This is a genomic window from Cyanobium gracile UHCC 0139 (genome assembly GCF_034931325.1).
Lineage (GTDB): Bacteria > Cyanobacteriota > Cyanobacteriia > PCC-6307 > Cyanobiaceae > Cyanobium > Cyanobium gracile_B.
The window spans coordinates 235957-254011 of the sequence record NZ_JAYGHX010000004.1 but is presented as its reverse complement, the minus strand read 5'-3'; the positions used below and the strand labels follow the sequence as shown (position 1 = coordinate 254011).

At 67.4% G+C, this 18055-nt stretch carries 17 protein-coding genes; 9 read left to right on the top strand and 8 right to left on the bottom strand.

Annotated elements, in window-relative coordinates; all coding sequences use genetic code 11:
• Positions 1–122 precede the first annotated feature (122 nt).
• Positions 123–2516: a UvrD-helicase domain-containing protein gene (locus VB738_RS08995; protein ID WP_323305420.1), complete on the top strand. Its 2394-nt coding sequence runs from the start codon at positions 123–125 to the stop codon at positions 2514–2516.
• Positions 2513–3376, top strand: a complete 864-nt coding sequence (locus VB738_RS08990; RefSeq protein WP_323305419.1) for a glycosyltransferase family 2 protein — start codon at positions 2513–2515, stop codon at positions 3374–3376. The genes VB738_RS08995 and VB738_RS08990 overlap by 4 nt, the downstream gene beginning before the upstream one ends.
• Here the strand turns inward: VB738_RS08990 and VB738_RS08985 are convergent.
• Complete coding sequence (locus VB738_RS08985; protein ID WP_323305418.1) at positions 3360–4319, bottom strand: glycosyltransferase family 2 protein; 960 nt, start codon at positions 4317–4319, stop codon at positions 3360–3362. The genes VB738_RS08990 and VB738_RS08985 overlap by 17 nt on opposite strands.
• A 36-nt stretch (positions 4320–4355) precedes the next feature.
• Positions 4356–5546, bottom strand: coding sequence for a hypothetical protein (locus tag VB738_RS08980; RefSeq protein WP_323305417.1), 1191 nt, complete (start codon positions 5544–5546; stop codon positions 4356–4358).
• Positions 5547–5849: 303 nt separating this feature from the next.
• On the opposite strand from VB738_RS08980, the gene VB738_RS08975 reads away from it, so the two are divergent.
• Together VB738_RS08975 and VB738_RS08970 are read left to right on the top strand one after the other, a co-directional pair.
• Positions 5850–7127, top strand: coding sequence for a CCA tRNA nucleotidyltransferase (locus tag VB738_RS08975; protein ID WP_323305416.1), 1278 nt, complete (start codon positions 5850–5852; stop codon positions 7125–7127).
• 69 nt (positions 7128–7196) lie between these two features.
• Positions 7197–9161 (top strand): hypothetical protein, encoded by a 1965-nt coding sequence (locus VB738_RS08970; RefSeq protein WP_323305415.1) that lies wholly within the window; start codon positions 7197–7199, stop codon positions 9159–9161.
• Here VB738_RS08970 and galE read toward each other — a convergent pair.
• On the bottom strand, positions 9136–10278 hold the full coding sequence (gene galE, locus VB738_RS08965; RefSeq protein ID WP_323305414.1) for a UDP-glucose 4-epimerase GalE: 1143 nt from the start codon (positions 10276–10278) through the stop codon (positions 9136–9138). The two genes, VB738_RS08970 and galE, sit on opposite strands and share 26 nt — an antisense overlap.
• A gap of 145 nt (positions 10279–10423) precedes the next feature.
• Here galE and VB738_RS08960 point away from each other — a divergent pair, with 145 nt between their 5' ends.
• From VB738_RS08960 to VB738_RS08940, 5 genes are all read left to right on the top strand, one after another.
• Positions 10424–11836 (top strand): nucleotide sugar dehydrogenase, encoded by a 1413-nt coding sequence (locus tag VB738_RS08960; protein ID WP_323305413.1) that lies wholly within the window; start codon positions 10424–10426, stop codon positions 11834–11836.
• Positions 11837–12778: a UDP-glucuronic acid decarboxylase family protein gene (locus tag VB738_RS08955; protein ID WP_323305412.1), complete on the top strand. Its 942-nt coding sequence runs from the start codon at positions 11837–11839 to the stop codon at positions 12776–12778.
• Positions 12775–13803, top strand: a complete 1029-nt coding sequence (locus VB738_RS08950; protein ID WP_323305411.1) for an NAD-dependent epimerase — start codon at positions 12775–12777, stop codon at positions 13801–13803. The genes VB738_RS08955 and VB738_RS08950 overlap by 4 nt, the downstream gene beginning before the upstream one ends.
• A gap of 45 nt (positions 13804–13848) precedes the next feature.
• Entirely contained in the window at positions 13849–15150 is a 1302-nt protein-coding gene (hisS, locus tag VB738_RS08945) for a histidine--tRNA ligase (RefSeq protein WP_323305410.1), read from the top strand.
• Between the two features lie 94 nt (positions 15151–15244).
• Entirely contained in the window at positions 15245–16165 is a 921-nt protein-coding gene (locus VB738_RS08940) for a hypothetical protein (protein ID WP_323305409.1), read from the top strand.
• 14 nt (positions 16166–16179) lie between these two features.
• Here the strand turns inward: VB738_RS08940 and VB738_RS08935 are convergent, their stop codons facing one another.
• The 5 genes from VB738_RS08935 to psbE all read right to left on the bottom strand — a co-directional run bounded on the left by VB738_RS08935 (position 16180) and on the right by psbE (position 18011).
• On the bottom strand, positions 16180–17106 hold the full coding sequence (locus VB738_RS08935; protein ID WP_323305408.1) for a DUF6473 family protein: 927 nt from the start codon (positions 17104–17106) through the stop codon (positions 16180–16182).
• Positions 17107–17277: 171 nt separating this feature from the next.
• Complete coding sequence (locus tag VB738_RS08930; protein ID WP_015109703.1) at positions 17278–17478, bottom strand: photosystem II reaction center protein J; 201 nt, start codon at positions 17476–17478, stop codon at positions 17278–17280.
• 17 nt (positions 17479–17495) lie between these two features.
• A complete protein-coding gene (locus VB738_RS08925) occupies positions 17496–17615 on the bottom strand; it encodes a photosystem II reaction center protein L (protein WP_015109702.1) in 120 nt (39 codons plus the stop codon).
• A gap of 7 nt (positions 17616–17622) precedes the next feature.
• Positions 17623–17760, bottom strand: a complete 138-nt coding sequence (gene psbF, locus VB738_RS08920; protein WP_015109701.1) for a cytochrome b559 subunit beta — start codon at positions 17758–17760, stop codon at positions 17623–17625.
• Complete coding sequence (psbE, locus tag VB738_RS08915) at positions 17757–18011, bottom strand: cytochrome b559 subunit alpha (RefSeq protein ID WP_015109700.1); 255 nt, start codon at positions 18009–18011, stop codon at positions 17757–17759. The genes psbF and psbE overlap by 4 nt, the downstream gene beginning before the upstream one ends.
• Positions 18012–18055 lie beyond the last annotated feature (44 nt).

The following is an 18055-nucleotide window of genomic DNA, read 5'->3' as shown; positions in this document are numbered from 1 at the left end:
ATGACTCGGACCGGCAATTCTGCCTCCTTCCCTTTAGTTGAACCACCCCTATCTGTTCGCATCGGCACGCCTGTCGGGAAGGGGCTGCTAGGGTCCGATTTCAACCTTCCACGCCGGAGCCTGTGAGTTTTCTGGCCGGTCTGAACGAGGCCCAGCGGCGGGCGGTCGATCACCACACCGGTCCGTTGCTGGTGGTGGCTGGGGCCGGCAGCGGCAAGACCCGGGCCCTGACCCACCGCATCGCCCATCTGATCGGGCACCATGGCGTCGATCCGGCCCAGGTGCTGGCGGTCACCTTCACCAACAAGGCCGCCCGGGAGATGAAGGAACGGCTCGAGGTGCTGCTGGCCCAGCGGCTGGCCCAGAGCCAGTTCGGCCAGCCCTGGAGCACCCTGCCGGCCCGGGAGCAGAAGCAGCTGCGCAGCCGCATCTACCGGGAGGTGATCAAGGACCTCTGGATCGGTACCTTCCACGCCCTGTTCGCCCGGCTGCTCCGCTTCGACATCGACAAGTTCCGCGACCCCGAGGGACTCACCTGGACGCGCCAGTTCTCCATCTACGACGAGAGCGACGCCCAGAGCCTGGTCAAGGAGATCGTCACCCAGGAGATGCAGCTCGACCCCAAGCGTTTCGAGCCCAAGAAGGTGCGCTGGGCGATCAGCAGCGCCAAGAATCAGGGCTGGCTGCCGGAGCGGCTCGAGGAGGAGCACCCCGGCCCCCGCGGTAAGCACGAGGCCGAGGCCTACCGCCGTTACCGGCGCGCCCTGGCGGCCAACAACGCCCTCGATTTCGACGACCTGCTGCTGATGCCTGTGCAGCTGCTGCAGCAGAACGAGCAGATCCGCCACTACTGGCACCGGCGCTTCCGCCACGTGCTCGTGGACGAATACCAGGACACCAACCGCACCCAGTACGACCTGATCAAGCTGCTGGTGGCCAACGGCCATCCCCCCGAAACCTTCAGTGACTGGGAGGGCCGCTCGGTGTTCGTGGTGGGGGACGCCGACCAGAGCATCTACAGCTTCCGGGCCGCCGACTTCACGATCCTGATGGGGTTCCAGAAGGAGTTCGGCGACGGCTCCCTCGACGGGGACACCGGCACGATGGTGAAGCTGGAGGAGAACTACCGCTCCACCGCCACGATCCTGGAGGCGGCGAACGCCCTGATCGCCAACAACAGCGAGCGCATCGACAAGGTGCTGCGCCCCACCCGCGGCGAGGGGGAGCCCATCAGCCTCACCCGCTGCGACGACGAGATCGCCGAGGCCGAGGCGGTGGTGCACCGCATGCGGATGCTGGAGGCGGCCCACCCGGAGCTGCGCTGGGGTGACATGGCCGTGCTGTACCGCACCAATGCCCAGTCCCGCGCCATGGAGGAGTCGCTGGTGCGCTGGGGCCTCCCGTACATCGTGGTGGGGGGCCTGCGCTTCTATGACCGGCGCGAGATCAAGGATGTCCTCGCCTATCTGCGGCTGCTGGTGAACCCGGCCGACACCGTCAGCCTGCTGCGGGTGCTGAACGTGCCGCGGCGTGGCATCGGCAAGACCACCATCGAGCGGCTCACCGATGCGGCCAACCAGCTGGGCATGCCCCTGTGGGAGGTGGTCAGCGATCCGGAGGCGGTGCGCTCCCTGGCCGGCCGTTCCGCCCGGGGGGTGCTGCAGTTCCAGGAGTTGATCTCCGACCTGAGCCGCCGCCTCCAGGACGCTCCCCCCTCCGAGCTGGTGCAGCGGGTGATGGAGCAGAGCGGCTACCTGGCCGAGCTCCTGGCCGAGGCCACCGATGAATCGGAGGAGCGGCGCCGCAACCTCCAGGAGCTGGTCAATGCGGCCCTCCAGTACCAGGAGGAGAACGAGGAGGGATCCCTGGAGGGCTTTCTGGCCTCCGCCGCCCTGGCCAGTGATGCCGACAGCAAGGACACCGAGGCCGATCGGGTCACGCTGATGACCCTGCATGCCAGCAAGGGGCTGGAGTTCCCGGTGGTGTTCCTGGTGGGGCTGGAGCAGGGCCTGTTCCCCAGCTACCGCTCCCTGGAGGACCCCGCCGCCCTCGAGGAGGAGCGCCGCCTCTGCTACGTGGGCATCACCCGGGCCAAGGAGCGGCTGTTCCTCTCCCATGCCAGCGAGCGGCGGCTCTGGGGAGGGATGCGGGAGCCGGCGGTGCCCTCGGTGTTCCTCTCCGAGCTGCCCGAGGCCCTGCTCCAGGGTGACATCCCCCGCAGCGGCGGTGCGGCCCTGCGGCGGGAGCAACGGCTGGAGCGGCTCACGCGGGTGGATCGCGACGACAGCCAGCGGGTCGCGGCCGGCGGGGCGGCCGGCGTTCCCGCCAATGCGGTGCGCCGCCGCAGCGCCCCTCGCACCTGGGCGGTGGGGGATCGGGTGCGCCACAGCAGCTTCGGTGAGGGTCAGGTCACCCATCTGTTCGGCAGCGGCGAGAAGACCTCCATTGCCGTGAAGTTCGAAGGCATGGGGCCGAAGATCCTCGATCCGCGCCTGGCCCCGATCGAACCGGCATGACCCCGCCGCTGGTCACCGCCGTGGTGCCCACCCGCAACCGCCGCGAGACCACCCTGCGCTTCCTGGACGCCATGGCCGGCCAGACCCACGGCGCCCTGCGGGTCGTGGTGGTCGATGCCAACTCCAGCGACGGCACCGTGGCGGCGATCCGCCGGCAGCACCCCAAGGTGACGGTGGTGGCCGCCGACGACCGGGATTTCTGGGCCGGTGCCACCAACCGGGGCGTCCGCCGGGCCCTGGCGGCCGGCACCGACTACGTGCTCACCATCAACGATGACGCCGTCGTCTCCGCCGATTACGTGGCGCGGATGGTGGCCCTGGCCCAGCGCCACGGCTGCGGGATCCTCGGTAGCCGCATCGACCTGCTGGCCGAGCCCGGGCGCATCTGGGCCCTGGGCACCCGCACCGACTGGGGCACGGACCGCTTCCTGCGCCTCTCCCACCACGACGAGCTGGCCAGCCAGCTGGATCCGGCGCTGGCGGCTGCCGAGGTGCTCCCTGCTGAGGCGATGCCCGGCAACGGGGTGCTGATCCGTCAGGAGGTCTTCCGCCGCGTCGGCCTCTACGACGCCCGCTGGCTGCCCCACTACCACGCCGATTCCGAGTGGGTGATGCGGGCGGTCCGCCGGGGCGTCGAGGCCTGCGTGACCCCGGGGGTCGTGGTCCTCAACGACTTCGGCGACGAGCAGAAACGGCTGCCCCTTGGCAGCCTGAGGGGGCTGTTGTTCACCTTCTTCCACCCCAAGTCCCACCTCTACCTGCCGGCTGTGGCCGCCATCCTGTGGCGCTACTGCCCCCCGACCCAGCGCTGGCCCACCCTGCGGGGCCTGGTGGGCCGTTTCCTCAGGATGAAACGGTGAAGGAGGTGCGCGGGTGGGGCGGATCCGGCCGGCGCAGGAGCCGCCACCAGCACCAGCGCAGGTAATCCCCCAGCCCCCACCAGCGGCCCCGGGCCCGCTCCGGGTCGGAGAGGCAGAAGCTCAGGGGGCGGACGGCGTAATAGAGCAGGTTGAGCAGCAGGGCCAGGGGTGTGGCGTGGCGATGCAGGAAGTAGAGCTTGCTGAAGGTGGCGTGCTGGTATTTGGCCCGGGGGGCCCGCTGGGTGATGGCCGATACCTGGTGCTCCACCAGCACGGCCTGGGTGACCCGCAGCCGGTAGCCCAACCGATGATGGCGCTCGGAGATATCGGCGTCCTCGTAGTCGAGGAAGTAGCGGGGGTCGAACTGGGGGCAGTCCCGCAGCACCCCCAGCCGGAAGATCATGCTGCAGCCGGAGATCCAGCGGGTCGGCCAGGTGCGGACCGGGAGGGGGCGGCAGTCGTCGCCGGGGAAGCGATGGCCCAGCTGGCCGGTCCAGCGGTTGAAACTGCCGTGGCTGAACCAGACAGTCCCCCGTGGGTCCCGGATCCGGGTGCCGAGCAGGGCGATTAGATCGTCGTCGCGCAGGCACTGCCTGACGTAGGTGATCGCCCCTTCATCGAGGCGCGCATCAGGGTTGATCAGCCAGGCCACCGCCTGTCTGTCGGTCTGCCACACATGGCGGAGCCCCAGATTGCAACCGCTGCCGAAGCCGAGGTTGGCCCCCGCCTCGATCAGACGCACCGGCAGGGGCAGGCTGCTGGTGTCGATCCACTCCCGCAGGCTCCGGTCGGCAGGGGAATTGTTGACGACGACGAACCGCAGGGATTCCGGGTCGTCGGCGCTGCTGCCGATCGCCTCGATCAGGCCACGGATGAAATCCCCACAGTGATAGTTCACCGTGATGAAGTGAATGGGCAGGCGGGCTGCGGATGTCCTGCCCATCAACAGAACAGCGCGGCGCCGTGCTCGGAGTGGTGGTCACTCATAGGTGGAGGGGTAGATGAAGGTTCCCGTGATCCCTTTGATCGCTGCTTCCCGCAGGCGGTTGTTGTAGCTGAGCGGCACACCACGGCGGTACATGAGATCCCTGAACTCTTCGACATACGGTTCAACATCTCCGCTCGGGAGCGATTGCTTCACCACCTCCCTGAACAGGCTGATCGCCTGGGCCATGGTGTAGCTGCCTGCGGTGCAGAGATCGTGCTTCACGAAGGGGCAGTGCAGGTAGAAGGGGTAGAGAAAGGCGGCAATGTGGCTGGGATTGCCATTCTCGATCAGATCAGCGATGCTGTAGAGCTGTGCGCCAGATAGTCTTTCATGCTGATCACTCTGCAGCATCAGCTGCTGCAGGGAGTAGCCGATCTTGCGCCGCTGGGATGTGCGTGCGGGAGAAGGCATCAGCCGGAAGACCTCTTCGGCAGGCACGCCACCCTCGTCGCGGAAATGGCTTTCGAGGGCCTCCTGGAGCTTGTCACTTGTATAGAGGGTGTCGACAGCGCCAAATCGTCGGTAAACGTCCTGGGAAAGGGCGATCTCTCCGTTGTAGATGCAATGCCCCCGGTGGGAGAGTGGTGTGTAGTTCGTCCAGAACTGGAGAAAGGCCCTGGAGCGGAAGATCTCGGGCTTGAGAACCTGGAAATAGGATTGGTAGTGGGTCTGGATCTGATGGCTGATGTGGCTGAACAGGGCCTGCTTCTCCGAGGCCACAAAGGCCTTCAGAGCGGCAATGAGTGCCTGGGCGTTGCGGCCCGGAATGAACTGCATCGAGTCATTGGCGATGCACAGAACCCGGCAGCGATCGAGATGCCCTTCTTGATGCAGCAGCAACACCCCATCCCTGAAGCCGCCGAAGTCCCTGCCGATGTTTTGGTGGTCATAGGCACGCCAGCAGAGGAACTGAAGGGCAGCCGCAGCGTCCGGATCGGTGCGCTCGTTGTTGATGTAGACCACCGCGAAGCCCGCCTCTTTGAGGGCTTCGATGTAGGCCCGGTTGGAGAGGGTCAGGCGGCTGGAATAGGCAATGAAGAGCGCGATGCGATCGGGGGTGTCCTCGGTAGAACCGGAAGGTCTGGAGGCCATGCTGCTTGCTGAACCCCAATCCCGGGAGAGCGGCAGGAACCGCCGTTCCGGTGGACAGCGAAGGCCGTGGGGACCCAGCCAGTAATCCACCAGGGCCAGGACATAGTCCGTGAGGATGAAGACCTTGATCTTGATCTTTTTCCACAGCCCCAGGGGGGCCTTGAGGACCTTCTTGAAGCTGTCAGTCATTCCGTGCGACCCTGGCGACCTGGGTCTGATTCCACGGGCTCCGGCTCAGGCAGGGGGTGTCAGTCATGGGCGTCAGTCATCGACGTCAATCATGGAAAGTCAGAGTGCCTACGTCACCATGATTCCCCTATCGACACCAGGCACGATCTCGTTCGCCCGAGTGTACCGTGCGCCTTCTGGACAGCGCTCCATGGGCCTGAAGCGATGACGGCCTCCGCGATCGACCCGGGGGATCTCTCCCTGCCGCCCCGTCTGCTGGGCGCCTTCCGCCGGTCGGCGGACTGTGCCGTGCTGGCCGTCGTGGGCGGGGCCGTGCGGGATCTGCTGCTGCACCGGGTGCACCGCGATCCCCTCCGGGGCCTGCCGGATCTCGACCTGGTGGTGGAGCTGGCCCCGGGGGGCGATCCGGCCGATCCGCGCCCGGCGGCCCATCGCCTGGCCGAGAGGCTGCTGCAGGACACTCCGGCCGCGGCGGTGGGCTACTGCCAGTTTCACCGGGCCTTCGGCACCGTTGAGCTGGAACTGGACGGGACCCTGCTCGACCTGGCCAGCGCCCGCCGCGAGACCTACCCGGCCCCTGGGGAGAACCCCGTGGTGACCGACGGCTCCCTCGAGGAGGATCTCGCCCGCCGCGACTTCAGCATCAATGCGATGGCCCTGGTGTTCGCCAGCTCCGGCACCGGCCTGCGCCTGCTCGATCCCCATGGCGGCTGGGCCGACCTGGGCCACCGACAGCTGCGCCTGCTACACCCCAGAAGTCTGGAGGACGACCCCACCCGGATCGTGCGGGCCGCCCGCTATGCCGCCCGGCTGGGGTTCAGCCTGGCCCCCGCCAGCCTGGAGCAGTTGCACACCACCCTGGCCCGCTGGCCTTGGGGAGAGCAGAGCCGCGGCGCCGGCACCGGTGGCGGACGGGTGCCGCCGGCCCTGGGCACGCGGCTGCGGATGGAACTGGAGCTGTTGCTGGAGCGGGAACCCTGGGAGGCGGCCCTGGGCTGTCTGCAGGCGTGGGGCGCCCTGGTGCTGGTGGATCCGGCGCTGCAGGACGACAGCGGCTGGCCCCGCCGCCTCCACTGGGCCCGCCGCTGCGGCTTGCCGCCCCTGGCCGCCCTGCTGGCCGGCAGCGACTCAGCGCCGGCTGTGGCGATGCGGCTGCAGCTCCCCCACGGCCAGCAGCGTCTCCTGGCCCAGCTGGCCCTGCTGCGGCAGAGCTGGCAGGCCCTGGAGACGGCGCCGTCCACAGCCCTGGCCTGGACCAGCTTCCTGGAGCACCCGGGCTGGTCCGCCGAGGCCGTGGCCCTGGCGCTGGTGAGCGGAGCCCTGCCGCGGCGGCCCCTGCTGCGTTGGTGGTGCCGCTGGCGCCACCTCCCCTCCCCGGTGTCGGCGGCCGAGCTGATCGCCGCCGGCCTGCGGCCGGGACCGGCCCTGGGGGAGCGCCTGCGTGAACTCCGGGGGGAGCGGCTGCGGGACGAGCGGCTCTGAGCCGTTGTCGGAAAAGGCAGTCCAGACAGGTCCCCTAGGGTCTCGGTGCAGCGGCTTCCCCTGCGCCGAATGACAGCGCTGACCGAACCCTTCCTCCCGCTGCTGCTGGCCGTCGCGGCACCACTGCTGTGGGGGTGGCGCTGGCGCCGGCCCAGCTGGCAGATGCTGCTGCTGGGGGTGGGCTCCTGGGCCGCCATCGGCTGGCTGTCTCTGCTGCCGGCGGGGCCCACGTTGCGGCAGTCCTATGGCCTGCTGGTCGTGCTCGACCTGCTGGTGGTGGCGGCGGCCCTGGCCGTCCGGCCGTTGCTCTGGCGTCAGCGGCTGGCCGACCCGGCCCTGGTCCGGCCGTTGCTGGCGGTGCTGGCTCCCGCCCTGACCTGTGCGCTGGCGCTCGGTCTGCGGGGGGTCGTCATGGAGTTCCCCTCCGATGGCTTCGTCTACTACACGACCTACTTCGGCAGCGATCTGATCGACACGGTGCGCCTCGACCCGTTGCGTTACCGCTCGCCTGCCAACTGGTTCTTCACCGCGGCCAGCTTCCTGTTCGGCTTCCCCGACGCCCTTGTCCCTTGGCGGGCCAGCCTGCTGGCCGGGCTGAACACCTTCCTGGTGCTGGCCGCCAGCTGCCAGCTCAGCCTGCGCCTTACAGGTCGGGTGGCCCTCGGCTGGCTCACGGCCCTGCTCTTCCTGCTGGGGATGGGGCACCAGAACTTCTCGTTCTTCCATCAGATCGCCCTCAACGGCACCCTGCCCGGGCTGGCCCTGGTGCTGGCTGCCGCCACGCCGCTGCTGGGGCTGCTGCAGCGGCCGTGCTGGCCCGGCGCACGCTCCCTGGCTGCGGCGCTGGGGTTGCTCCTGGGGGCCGCCTACCTTGCCTATCACGCCCATGGGGTGACGGGCTTTTTGACGGTCAACCTCCTGGTGACCACCACGGTCGCCTGCCTGGTGGTCTGGCCCTCACGGCGGCGCCTGCTGGCTGCCGCCGCCGCAGCCGGACTCCTGCTCGCGGCCCTCCAGCGCCTGCCCTGGCACCCGAGGCTCGAATCCTTCTACGCCTGGCCGGAGACGATGCGCTTCGTCCACGACTACCGGGTTCTGGGCCACCGTTTCTTCTACTTCTGGCCCAGCCTGCCGGTGGCGACCTGGGAGCCGGTGTTCCTGGCGGCGCTGGGGCTGTCGCTGGTCTGTGCCGTGGTCTGGCGGGTCCGGCGCCAGGCCCCCGGTGCCGTGCTGGCCCTGGCGCTGCTGGCGCCGCTGGTGCTGCTGGAGTGGTGGGCCCCTTTCATCAGCGATCTGGTCTTCAAGCTCATCGAGCCGGACAGCGCCTATCGGCTGGTGTGGACCAGCCTGTTCTGGCTCAGCATCCCGGCGATGGCCCAGGCCCTTGACCCCGGCGGGCGCCGGGACCGCTCCAGGGGGTGGTCCCGGGAGCGAGGGATCCTGATGGCGATGCTGGCCGGACTGATCACCGTGCTGACGGTCCCGATCGGGATGCGGGGCCGCTCCAATGTCTTCGTCTCCAAGGTGCCTCACCTGCTCACCCCACTGGAGGAGGTGCGGCCGGCGGATGGCACCACCATCGAACCGATCCTCGGGCCCCTGCGCGAGCTGTGTGGGCGGGAACCGCGGCTGCAGGGCCGCTCCCTGCTGAGTGATCCCTACGTCGGCGCGGTGCTGGGCACGCGCCAGTGCCTGGCTCCGGTGGCGGCCAGGGACATCACCAAACTGGCGGCATCCACGGTGGAGACGGGGCAGTATCCGGGGCTGCTCAGCGCCCTGGTCTCCACCGCTGCGCTGCGGGCCTGGCTCGACGAGCGCCGGGTGGACGTGGTGGTGCTCCGCGATGCCTACACGCCCTACGAGAGCCGGATCGCCCGGGCCAGCAACCATTGGCAGCCGGATCTGCTCAGCCGTTACGGCGATCTCTCCCTCAACCGTCTCTCCACGGCCCAGCTCGCCCGGGTCGGATTCCAGCTGGTGAGACACCAGCACGGAATGAGGGTGTACCTCAGGACACCGGCTGCGCCTGGATGAGGGCCCTGCCGGGCTGCTCTTCGGTGCTGCGGTAGCCCTCGGGATTGGCGCTCTGCCAGGCCCAGCCATCGCGGCAGATGTCCGCCAGGGAGCGTCGGGTCCGCCAGCCCATGCGCCGCTCCGCCTCGCGGGGATCCGCAACGCTGATGGCGGAATCCCCCGGCCGCCGATCCACCACCACGTAGGGCAGGGTGAGGCCGTTGGTGGTCTCGAAGCTGCGCACCAGGTCGAGCACCGAGTGGCCGCAGCCGCTGCCGAGATTGAGGGTGAGCAGCTGGGGCGGCTCCGTCTCGAGCACTTCAAGGGCCCGGCCGTGGCCCTCGACCAGATCCATCACGTGCAGGTAGTCGCGGACGCCGGTGCCGTCCGGGGTGGGCCAGTCGCCGCCGAACACCTCCAACCGCTGGCGGCGCCCCGCCGCCACCTGGCACAGGTAGGGAAAGAGATTGTTGGGGGGGCCGGAGGGGTCTTCGCCGATGCGCCCGCTCGGGTGGGCACCCACCGGATTGAAGTAACGCAGCAGGGCGATGCGCCAGCCGCAGGCGCTGGCGGCCACATCGGCGAGCATCCTTTCCACGGCGGCCTTGGTGTAGCCGTAGGGATTGATCGGCTGCAGCGGGGCCGTCTCGGGGATCGGCACCCGGTCGGTGATGCCGTAGAGGGTGGCGCTGCTGCTGAAGACGAGCGTCCGGCAGCCGTGGCGGTCCATGGCCTCCAGCAGCCGGACGGCACCGACGACATTCACGTCCCAGTAGCTCAGGGGCTGGCCCATCGACTCCCCCACCGCCTTGAGGCCGGCGAAGTGGAGCACGGCGCCGATGCCCCCGCCTCCGGTCTCCTCCCCGACCCCGAAGGCCCGATCGAGATCCCGGGGGGAGCGCACATCCCCCTTCAACAGGGTGAACCGGGCCGAGGGCCCGTCTCCTGCGGCCCACCGCTCCGGCGACAGCTGCCGCCAGCCCCCCAGCCCGGCCAGCGCGCTGACGCGGCGCAGGGCTTCGGGACTGCCGTTGCTGAAGTCATCGATCACCACCAGCCGGTGGCCGGCCTCCAGCAGGGCCAGACAGGTGTGACTGCCGATGAATCCGGCTCCTCCCGTGAGCAGCACCTTGGTCAAGGACCGGCCCCCGTCAGGCTCTCAATCACAACTTACCTGTTCTTAACCTCCGACACCCTCCGGAACCGCCACCGCCATCACCCGGCCATCGCCACGGCCAAAGCCAGGCAATGGCGGTAATGTCCCCGCAGCACTGCCATCCCCCATGGACCCGGCCCATCCGCCGATTCGCACCATCTGTTGCATCGGAGCGGGTTATGTGGGGGGGCCGACGATGGCGGTGATCGCCGATCGTTGCCCCGGCATTCAGGTCACGGTGGTCGATCTCAATGCCGAGCGGATCGCGGCCTGGAATGACCCGGATCTGGGCCGGCTGCCGGTGTACGAACCCGGCCTCGATGCCGTGGTGGGCAGGGCCAGGGGACGCAACCTCCACTTCAGCACCGAAGTCGATGCCGCCATCGCCGCGGCTGACATGGTGTTCCTTTCGGTGAACACCCCCACCAAGACCAAGGGGGTGGGGGCTGGCCAGGCCAGCGACCTGCGCTGGATCGAGGCCTCGGCCCGCCAGGTGGCCGCCTCCGCCCGGGGCCACACGATCGTGGTGGAAAAGAGCACCCTGCCGGTGCGCACCGCCGAGACGGTGAAGGCGATTCTGGGGGCTGCCCAGCAGAACCGCCCGGAGGGCGATCGCAGGCAAGCCAAGACCTTCGCCGTCCTCTCCAATCCCGAATTCCTGGCCGAGGGCACGGCGATCGCCGACCTTGAGGCCCCCGACCGGGTGCTGATCGGCGGCGAGGACCCAGCGGCGATCGAATCCCTGGCCGGGATCTACGGCACCTGGGTGCCCCAGGATCGGATCCTGCGCACCAATCTCTGGAGCAGTGAGCTCTCCAAGCTCACCGCCAACGCCTATCTGGCCCAGAGGATCTCCTCGATCAACAGCATCGCAGCCCTGTGTGAGGCCACCGGGGCCGATGTGCGAGAGGTGGGTCGTGCCATCGGCACCGACTCCAGAATCGGTTCCAAGTTCCTGCAGGCCGGTCCCGGCTTCGGCGGCAGCTGCTTCCAGAAGGACATCCTCAACCTGGTGTACCTCTGCCGCCACTACGGGCTGGAGGAGGTGGCGGGCTACTGGGAGCAGGTGGTGACCCTCAACACCTGGCAGCAGGACCGCATCGCCCGGCTGGTGGTCCAGCGCCTGTTCGGCACCGTCACCGGCAAGCGGCTGGCGGTGCTGGGCTTCGCTTTCAAGGCGGACACCAACGACACCCGGGAGGCCCCGGCCATCCGCATCTGCCAGGACCTGATCGAGGAGGGGGCCCGCCTGGTGATCGTGGATCCCAAGGTGTCCGCCGCCCAGATCGCCGAGGACCTCGGCCAGCCCTCTTCGCCGGCCGACGGCGGCTGGCAGACGGCGGGATCGCCCCTGGAGGCGGCCTCCGGCGCCGATGCCATCCTGATCCTCACCGAATGGCGCGACTACGCCCGGCTCGACTGGGGGGCGATCGCGGCCCAGATGCGCCGTCCGGCCTGGCTGTTCGACGCCAGGGCCATCGCCGATGCCGCTGCCGCCAGGGCGGCGGGTCTTAACGTCTGGCGGGTGGGCGAGGGCTGAGTGACACGGCGCAATCTGATCACGGGCGGGGCCGGCTTCCTCGGTTCCCATCTGGTCGACCGGCTGATGGAGGCCGGTGAGGAGGTCATCTGCCTCGACAACTTCTACACCGGTCGCAAGGACAACATCCGCCACTGGCTGGGTCACCCCAGCTTCGAGCTGATCCGGCACGACGTCACCGAGCCGATCCGCCTGGAGATCGACCGGATCTGGCATCTGGCCTGCCCGGCCTCGCCGGTGCACTACCAGTCGAACCCGATCAAGACCGCCAAGACCAGCTTCCTCGGCACGTACAACATGCTCGGCCTGGCCCGACGGGTCGGCGCCCGGCTGCTGCTGGCCAGCACCAGTGAGGTCTACGGCGATCCCGAGGTCCATCCCCAGCCCGAGAGCTACCGGGGCTGCGTCAACACCATCGGCATCCGCTCCTGCTACGACGAAGGCAAGCGGATCGCCGAGACGCTCTGCTTCGACTACCAGCGCATGCACGGCACCGAGATCCGTGTCATGAGGATTTTCAACACCTACGGGCCCCGCATGCTTCCCGATGACGGTCGGGTGGTGAGCAACTTCATCGTCCAGGCCCTGCAGGGTCTGCCGCTCACCCTCTACGGCGATGGCAGCCAGACCCGTTCCTTCTGCTATGTCGACGATCTGATCGAAGGCATGATCCGGCTGATGAACGGCGAGCACACCGGCCCGATCAACATCGGCAACCCCGGCGAGTTCACCATCCGCCAGCTGGCCGAGAAGGTCCGCGAGCGGATTCAGCCCTCTCTGCAGCTCACCACCCAGCCCCTGCCCCAGGACGACCCCCTGCAGCGTCAGCCGGTGATCGACCTGGCCCGTGAGCTGCTCGGCTGGGAACCGAAGGTGAGCCTGGACGAGGGACTGGAGCCCACCATCGCCTACTTCCGGGAACGGATGCGGGCAGTCCGTTGACGGCGAAGGGCCCGATCCTCGTCACCGGGGTCGCCGGCTTCATCGGGGCCGCGGCGGCCGAGCGCCTGCTGGCCCGGGGCGAGCGGGTGGTGGGGCTCGACAATCTCAACGCCTACTACGACCCGGCCCTGAAGCGGGCCCGGCTGGAGCGGCTGGAGGCCCTGGCTCCGGCCGGGGCCTTCGCTTTCCATCGCCTCGATCTGGTGGAGGCTGAAGCGGTGGCGGCCCTGTTCGCCGCCGAGCGTCCATCCCGGGTGCTGCATCTGGCCGCCCAGGCCGGGGTGCGGCACTCGATCGACAACCCGGCCCTCTACATCCAGAGCAATCTGGTGGGGTTCGGCACGGTGCTCGAAGGCTGTCGCCACGCGGGCGTTGAGCACCTGGTGTATGCCTCCAGCAGCTCGATCTACGGCGGCAACCGCCACATGCCCTTCCGCGAGCAGGACCCGGTGAACCATCCGGTGAGCCTCTACGCGGCCACCAAGAAGGCCAATGAGCTGATGGCCCACACCTACAGCCATCTCTACGGCCTGCCGGCCACCGGCCTGCGCTTCTTCACCGTCTATGGCCCCTGGGGCCGGCCCGACATGGCGCCGATGCTGTTCGCCCGCGCGATCCTGGCCGGCGAACCGATCCGGGTGTTCAACCACGGCCGCATGGAGCGGGATTTCACCTACATCGACGACATCGTCGAAGGGGTGATCCGCTGCCTCGACAAGCCCGCCACGGCGGATCCGGCCTTCGATCCGCTGCACCCCGATCCCGCCACGGCCGCCGCCCCCCACCGGGTCTTCAACATCGGCAATGCCCGGCCCGTGCCCCTGCTGCGGTTCATCGACTTGCTCGAGCAGGCCCTTGGGCGTCCGGCGATCCGGGATCTCCAGCCCATGCAGCCCGGGGATGTGCCGGCCACCGCCGCCGACACCACCGCCCTTGAGTCCTGGGTGGGATTCCGCCCCTCCACGACGATCGAGACCGGGATCGGGCACTTCGCCGCCTGGTACCGCGCCTTCCATGGCGTCTGAGCCAACCCCTTCGGGCACAATGGTTCGCTGCCGATCCGCACCGTCTTGAAACCGCTCCAGAGCCTGCGGGGCATGGTCGACCTGCTGCCCGGTCAGACCCCCTTCTGGCAGCGGATCGAGGCCACCGCCAGGGATCACTTCCGCCGGGCCGCCGTCGAGGAGATCCGCACGCCCCTGCTCGAGGTGACCGAGCTGTTCGCCCGGGGCATCGGCGAGACCACCGACGTGGTGGGCAAGGAGATGTACAGCTTCGAGGATCGCGGCGCCCGCCGCTGCACCCTGCGGCCCGAGGGCACCGCCTCGGTGGTGCGCGCCGCCATCCAGCATGGCCTGGTGGCCCAGGGACCCCAGCGGCTCTGGTATGGCGGGCCGATGTTCCGCTACGAGCGGCCCCAGGCCGGTCGGCAGCGGCAGTTCCATCAGATCGGCCTGGAGTTTCTCGGCCATGCCGATCCCCGCAGCGACGTCGAGGCCATCGCCATCGCCTGGGATCTGCTGATGGATCTGGGGGTGGGCGGCCTCTCCCTGGAGCTCAACTCCCTGGGCAGTCCCGAGGACCGGCAGCGCTACCGGGCCGAACTGGTGGCCTGGCTGGAGGCCCATCGGGAGCGTCTGGATCCCGATTCGCAGCAGCGGATCGCCACCAACCCCCTGCGGGTGCTCGATTCCAAGAACCCCGATACCCAGGCCCTGCTGGCTGGAGCCCCCACCCTGGCCGATGCCCTCAGCGGCGAGAGCCATGAACGCTTTCTGCGGGTGCGCCAGGGTCTGGAGGCCCTCGCCATCCCGTTCGAGCTCAACCCGCGCCTGGTGCGGGGGCTCGACTACTACGGCCACACCGCCTTCGAGATCACCAGCAGCCAGCTGGGGGCCCAGGCGACGGTGTGCGGCGGCGGTCGCTACGACGGCCTGGTGGAGCAGCTGGGCGGCCCCCCCACCCCCGCCATCGGCTGGGCCCTGGGCATGGAGCGGCTGGTGCTGCTGCTCAGCCAGGCCATGGAGGCGGGCACCCAGGCTCCCGTGACGGCGGCCCAACCCGATATCTACCTGGTGAACCGCGGGGACCTGGGAGAGGCCTGCGCCCTGGAGCTGGCCCGGTGCTGCCGCCAGCGGCCCGGGGTGCCGCTGGCGGTGCAGCTGGATCTCAGCGGCGCCGGTTTCGACAAGCAGCTCAAGCGCGCCCGCCGGAGCGGCGCCCGCTGGGCCCTGCTGCTGGGTGATGAGGAAGCCGGGGCCGGCCAGGTGCGGTTGCTGCCCCTGGATGCCGAGGCTGGATCGGGGGATCGGACTCTGAGCCGGGAGGCGTTTCTGGCGCTGCCGCTGGAAGAGCTGCGGCGCCACGGGTGAACCGCCGGCCATCGGGTGCCATGACAGGCTGAGACGGCTTTATGAATGGCTCAGCGAGCCAAGGCCATCGATGCGCAGGGGACCGGCCAATTTCGTGATCTTCTTTGATGAGAAGGAGGGCACCACGGCCCTGATGTCGCTGCTCGACAAGCTCCCTGGGATCACGATCCTGAGGATGGAACGAGGTCCTGGACGCACCAGCGCTGAACCCTTTGATCTCCACACCTCTGGACACATGTCCAAGGCTGATCTGAAATTCTGTCTTGATGGCCTTCTGGGCTCGCGACCTGTCGATCCTGAGGCCATCCAGACGCGGTATGGGCGAACGGCCAAAGGCCGTCTAGCCGGGATCAGCCATCAGGGAGTAACGGGCCTCAAGATGCGATTCAGGGTCTTGACACTGCCGTGGTATCCCGATCGCCTTCCACGACTGCATGGTGTCTTGTCGAAAGCCCTGCCGCGGGTCAGCAGGAAGCTGCAAGATCTTTCTCTGAGAATCAACTTCAGGGACTACAAGAAGTTGATGATCAATATGCTGAAGCGGAGTCGTCCCGTTGTCTTTCTGGCTGTGCGGCAGGACGTTTTTCGATGGGCCCTCTCCAAGTACCATGGCGATGGGACGGGCAAGCCTGGCCATCTGCAGTTCAAGCTGGCGAAAGGTGAACTTCAGAGACGCGATATTGGGAAGATCTATGTTGAGCCTGAGCATTTCAAGACCATCGTTGCCAGCTGCGAAGCCATCCATGAACGAAAGCGGGAACTCATGCAGGAACTCCTGAGGGCGGGACTGGAGGTCCATCCCATCTGCTATGAGGACTTCTTGGCGAGTGAGCACGAGACGCTGGCGCGTATCTGTCGGTTGATTCGGCTGGATGTCCCCGAGGATGATCTCCGCAGGGCTGTTGCTGAGGGCGCCGACTTTCAAAAGGTTCATTCCGAGGATATATCCGAATTCGTGGAAAATCACCAACAGATGATCGAACTGTTTGGCGACCGCTTCGTTCCATGGCAATGATGGCGATGCCACCATCAATCTGAGCTCGAGTCCAGCAGCGCCCTGCAGATGGGAAGCAGCTTGTCTGCCGCCTGTCGATGCATTTCGGGCGATGGATAGTATCGGTTGTAGTTGACTGTGACGCCTTGGGAGTTCTGCAATGGCTGTGGCAGGCCTGTCTGGCTGCTGCAAGCCACAAAGGCGTCGGCGAAGGGGCGAATCATCTCCAGCATGGGCTCCGTGACGAGATGGGGGAACTTGCCAAGGAGCGAGGGTTTTGGGCTGCGGTCCCACATCCCTAGCTTGTAGAGAACTTTGGCGTACAACCGGCCCCGCATCGTGCGAGAAAATCGCAGCTCTTCCAGTCGTTGCTGGCTGGGAAACCGGTAGTCATCTGGTGCGCGTTCGGAAAACCAGAAGAGGATTGTTGGAACTGAGATCTTGTTCAGGAGCTGAACCATTTTCTCAACATACGCTCTGGAATTTTCTTCGATGAGCCTCCGTAGGAAACCGGGATCATCCCCGCGTCGATCTTCCCCAAGGAAAAGATCGCTCCAGACCTGCTCGGATCTCATTGGCAGGCCATCCGGAAGCCGATGACCTTTTGATGCACCTGAACCGCAGAAAAAGACGGAATTGTTGATGCTTCTTCCCGACATGACCTGGACAACGACCAGTCGTGCCCGGTTGGCGATACCCAGCAGCGTCTGCGAATCCTGGGAAGTGAGATAGTAGTCAGGTCCCGCTCCGCCTCTGCCGAGATTGATGGTGCCGATGCCCAGCGTTCTGCCGATGAGGGTGGGGAAAGGCTCTGCGCAGTACGTGCCGAAGGTCTGGGCCGCCCCAAGGTAGGCGATGAAGTCGGAGTCGCTGCACCGGGGGCCTCGTAAGGTGAGCCCATCCAGCTCATACAGCTGATAATCGATGAATTCCCTGTCTCGGGCCTGGTAGAACTTGCCCATGCCAGCACTGGAAGCCGTGTGACCTGCTGGAGTTTAGGTATGGGGCCCGATACCGCAGGGCTCTGTGACCCGGCCTCGGCTATCCGTCGCTCGCCTTGGACGGTTGCCAAAAAAAAGCGGATCCGTTGGGATCCGCTGCAAGATTCGATGGATAGGGATCGACGGATCGAATCAGGCCGAACCCACACCCACATAGGAGCCGTAGAAGAACAGGCCGACCACGAAGATCACGGCCATGCCACCGGCGGTGGCGACCATCCAGAGCGGCAGGACCCCTTCGGTCCACCGGCTCTTCCAGGCCACGGCCGGACGGCCGTCCGGAAGGCGGTCGGGGATCCGGCCGTCAGGAAGTGAGGATTTCTTGCCGCTCATGGATGGGTGCCTCCCGATCAGTTGAAGAAGTAGCTGGAGAAGAGGATGCCAATGACGAACACGAACAGCAGGCCCAGATAGAGGCTCGTGCGGTTCAGCTCGACCGGCAGGTTGTTGGGGTTGGGATTGCGCTGCATGGGTGTCTCAGCGACGGACGAACTGCATGGCCGCCAGGGCACCCAGGAAGAAGACCGTGGGAATGCCGAGGGCATGAACGGAAAGCCAGCGCACCGTGAAGATCGGGTAGTTGCGCGGCGTGGTGGGGGCGGTGGACTGGGTCATGGTTCCTGCAGACGCAGATCAAGGCTGCTCTTGCCCTCGTAACGCTGACTCACGACAGGAGCCTTCGTTTCCTGGGCCTGGAAGTAGGCATCCGGACGGGGCGTGCCGAAGGCGTCGTAGGCCAGGCCAGTGGACACGAACAGGAAGCCCGCCAGGAAGATGGCCGGCAGGGTCACCGCATGGATGACCCAGTAGCGGATGCTTGTGATGATCTCGAAGAACGGGCGTTCCCCTGTGGAGCCGGCAGCCATAGCAACAAGCGTTCAGCCCGGCAATCCTAGGGGTCGGCCAGCGG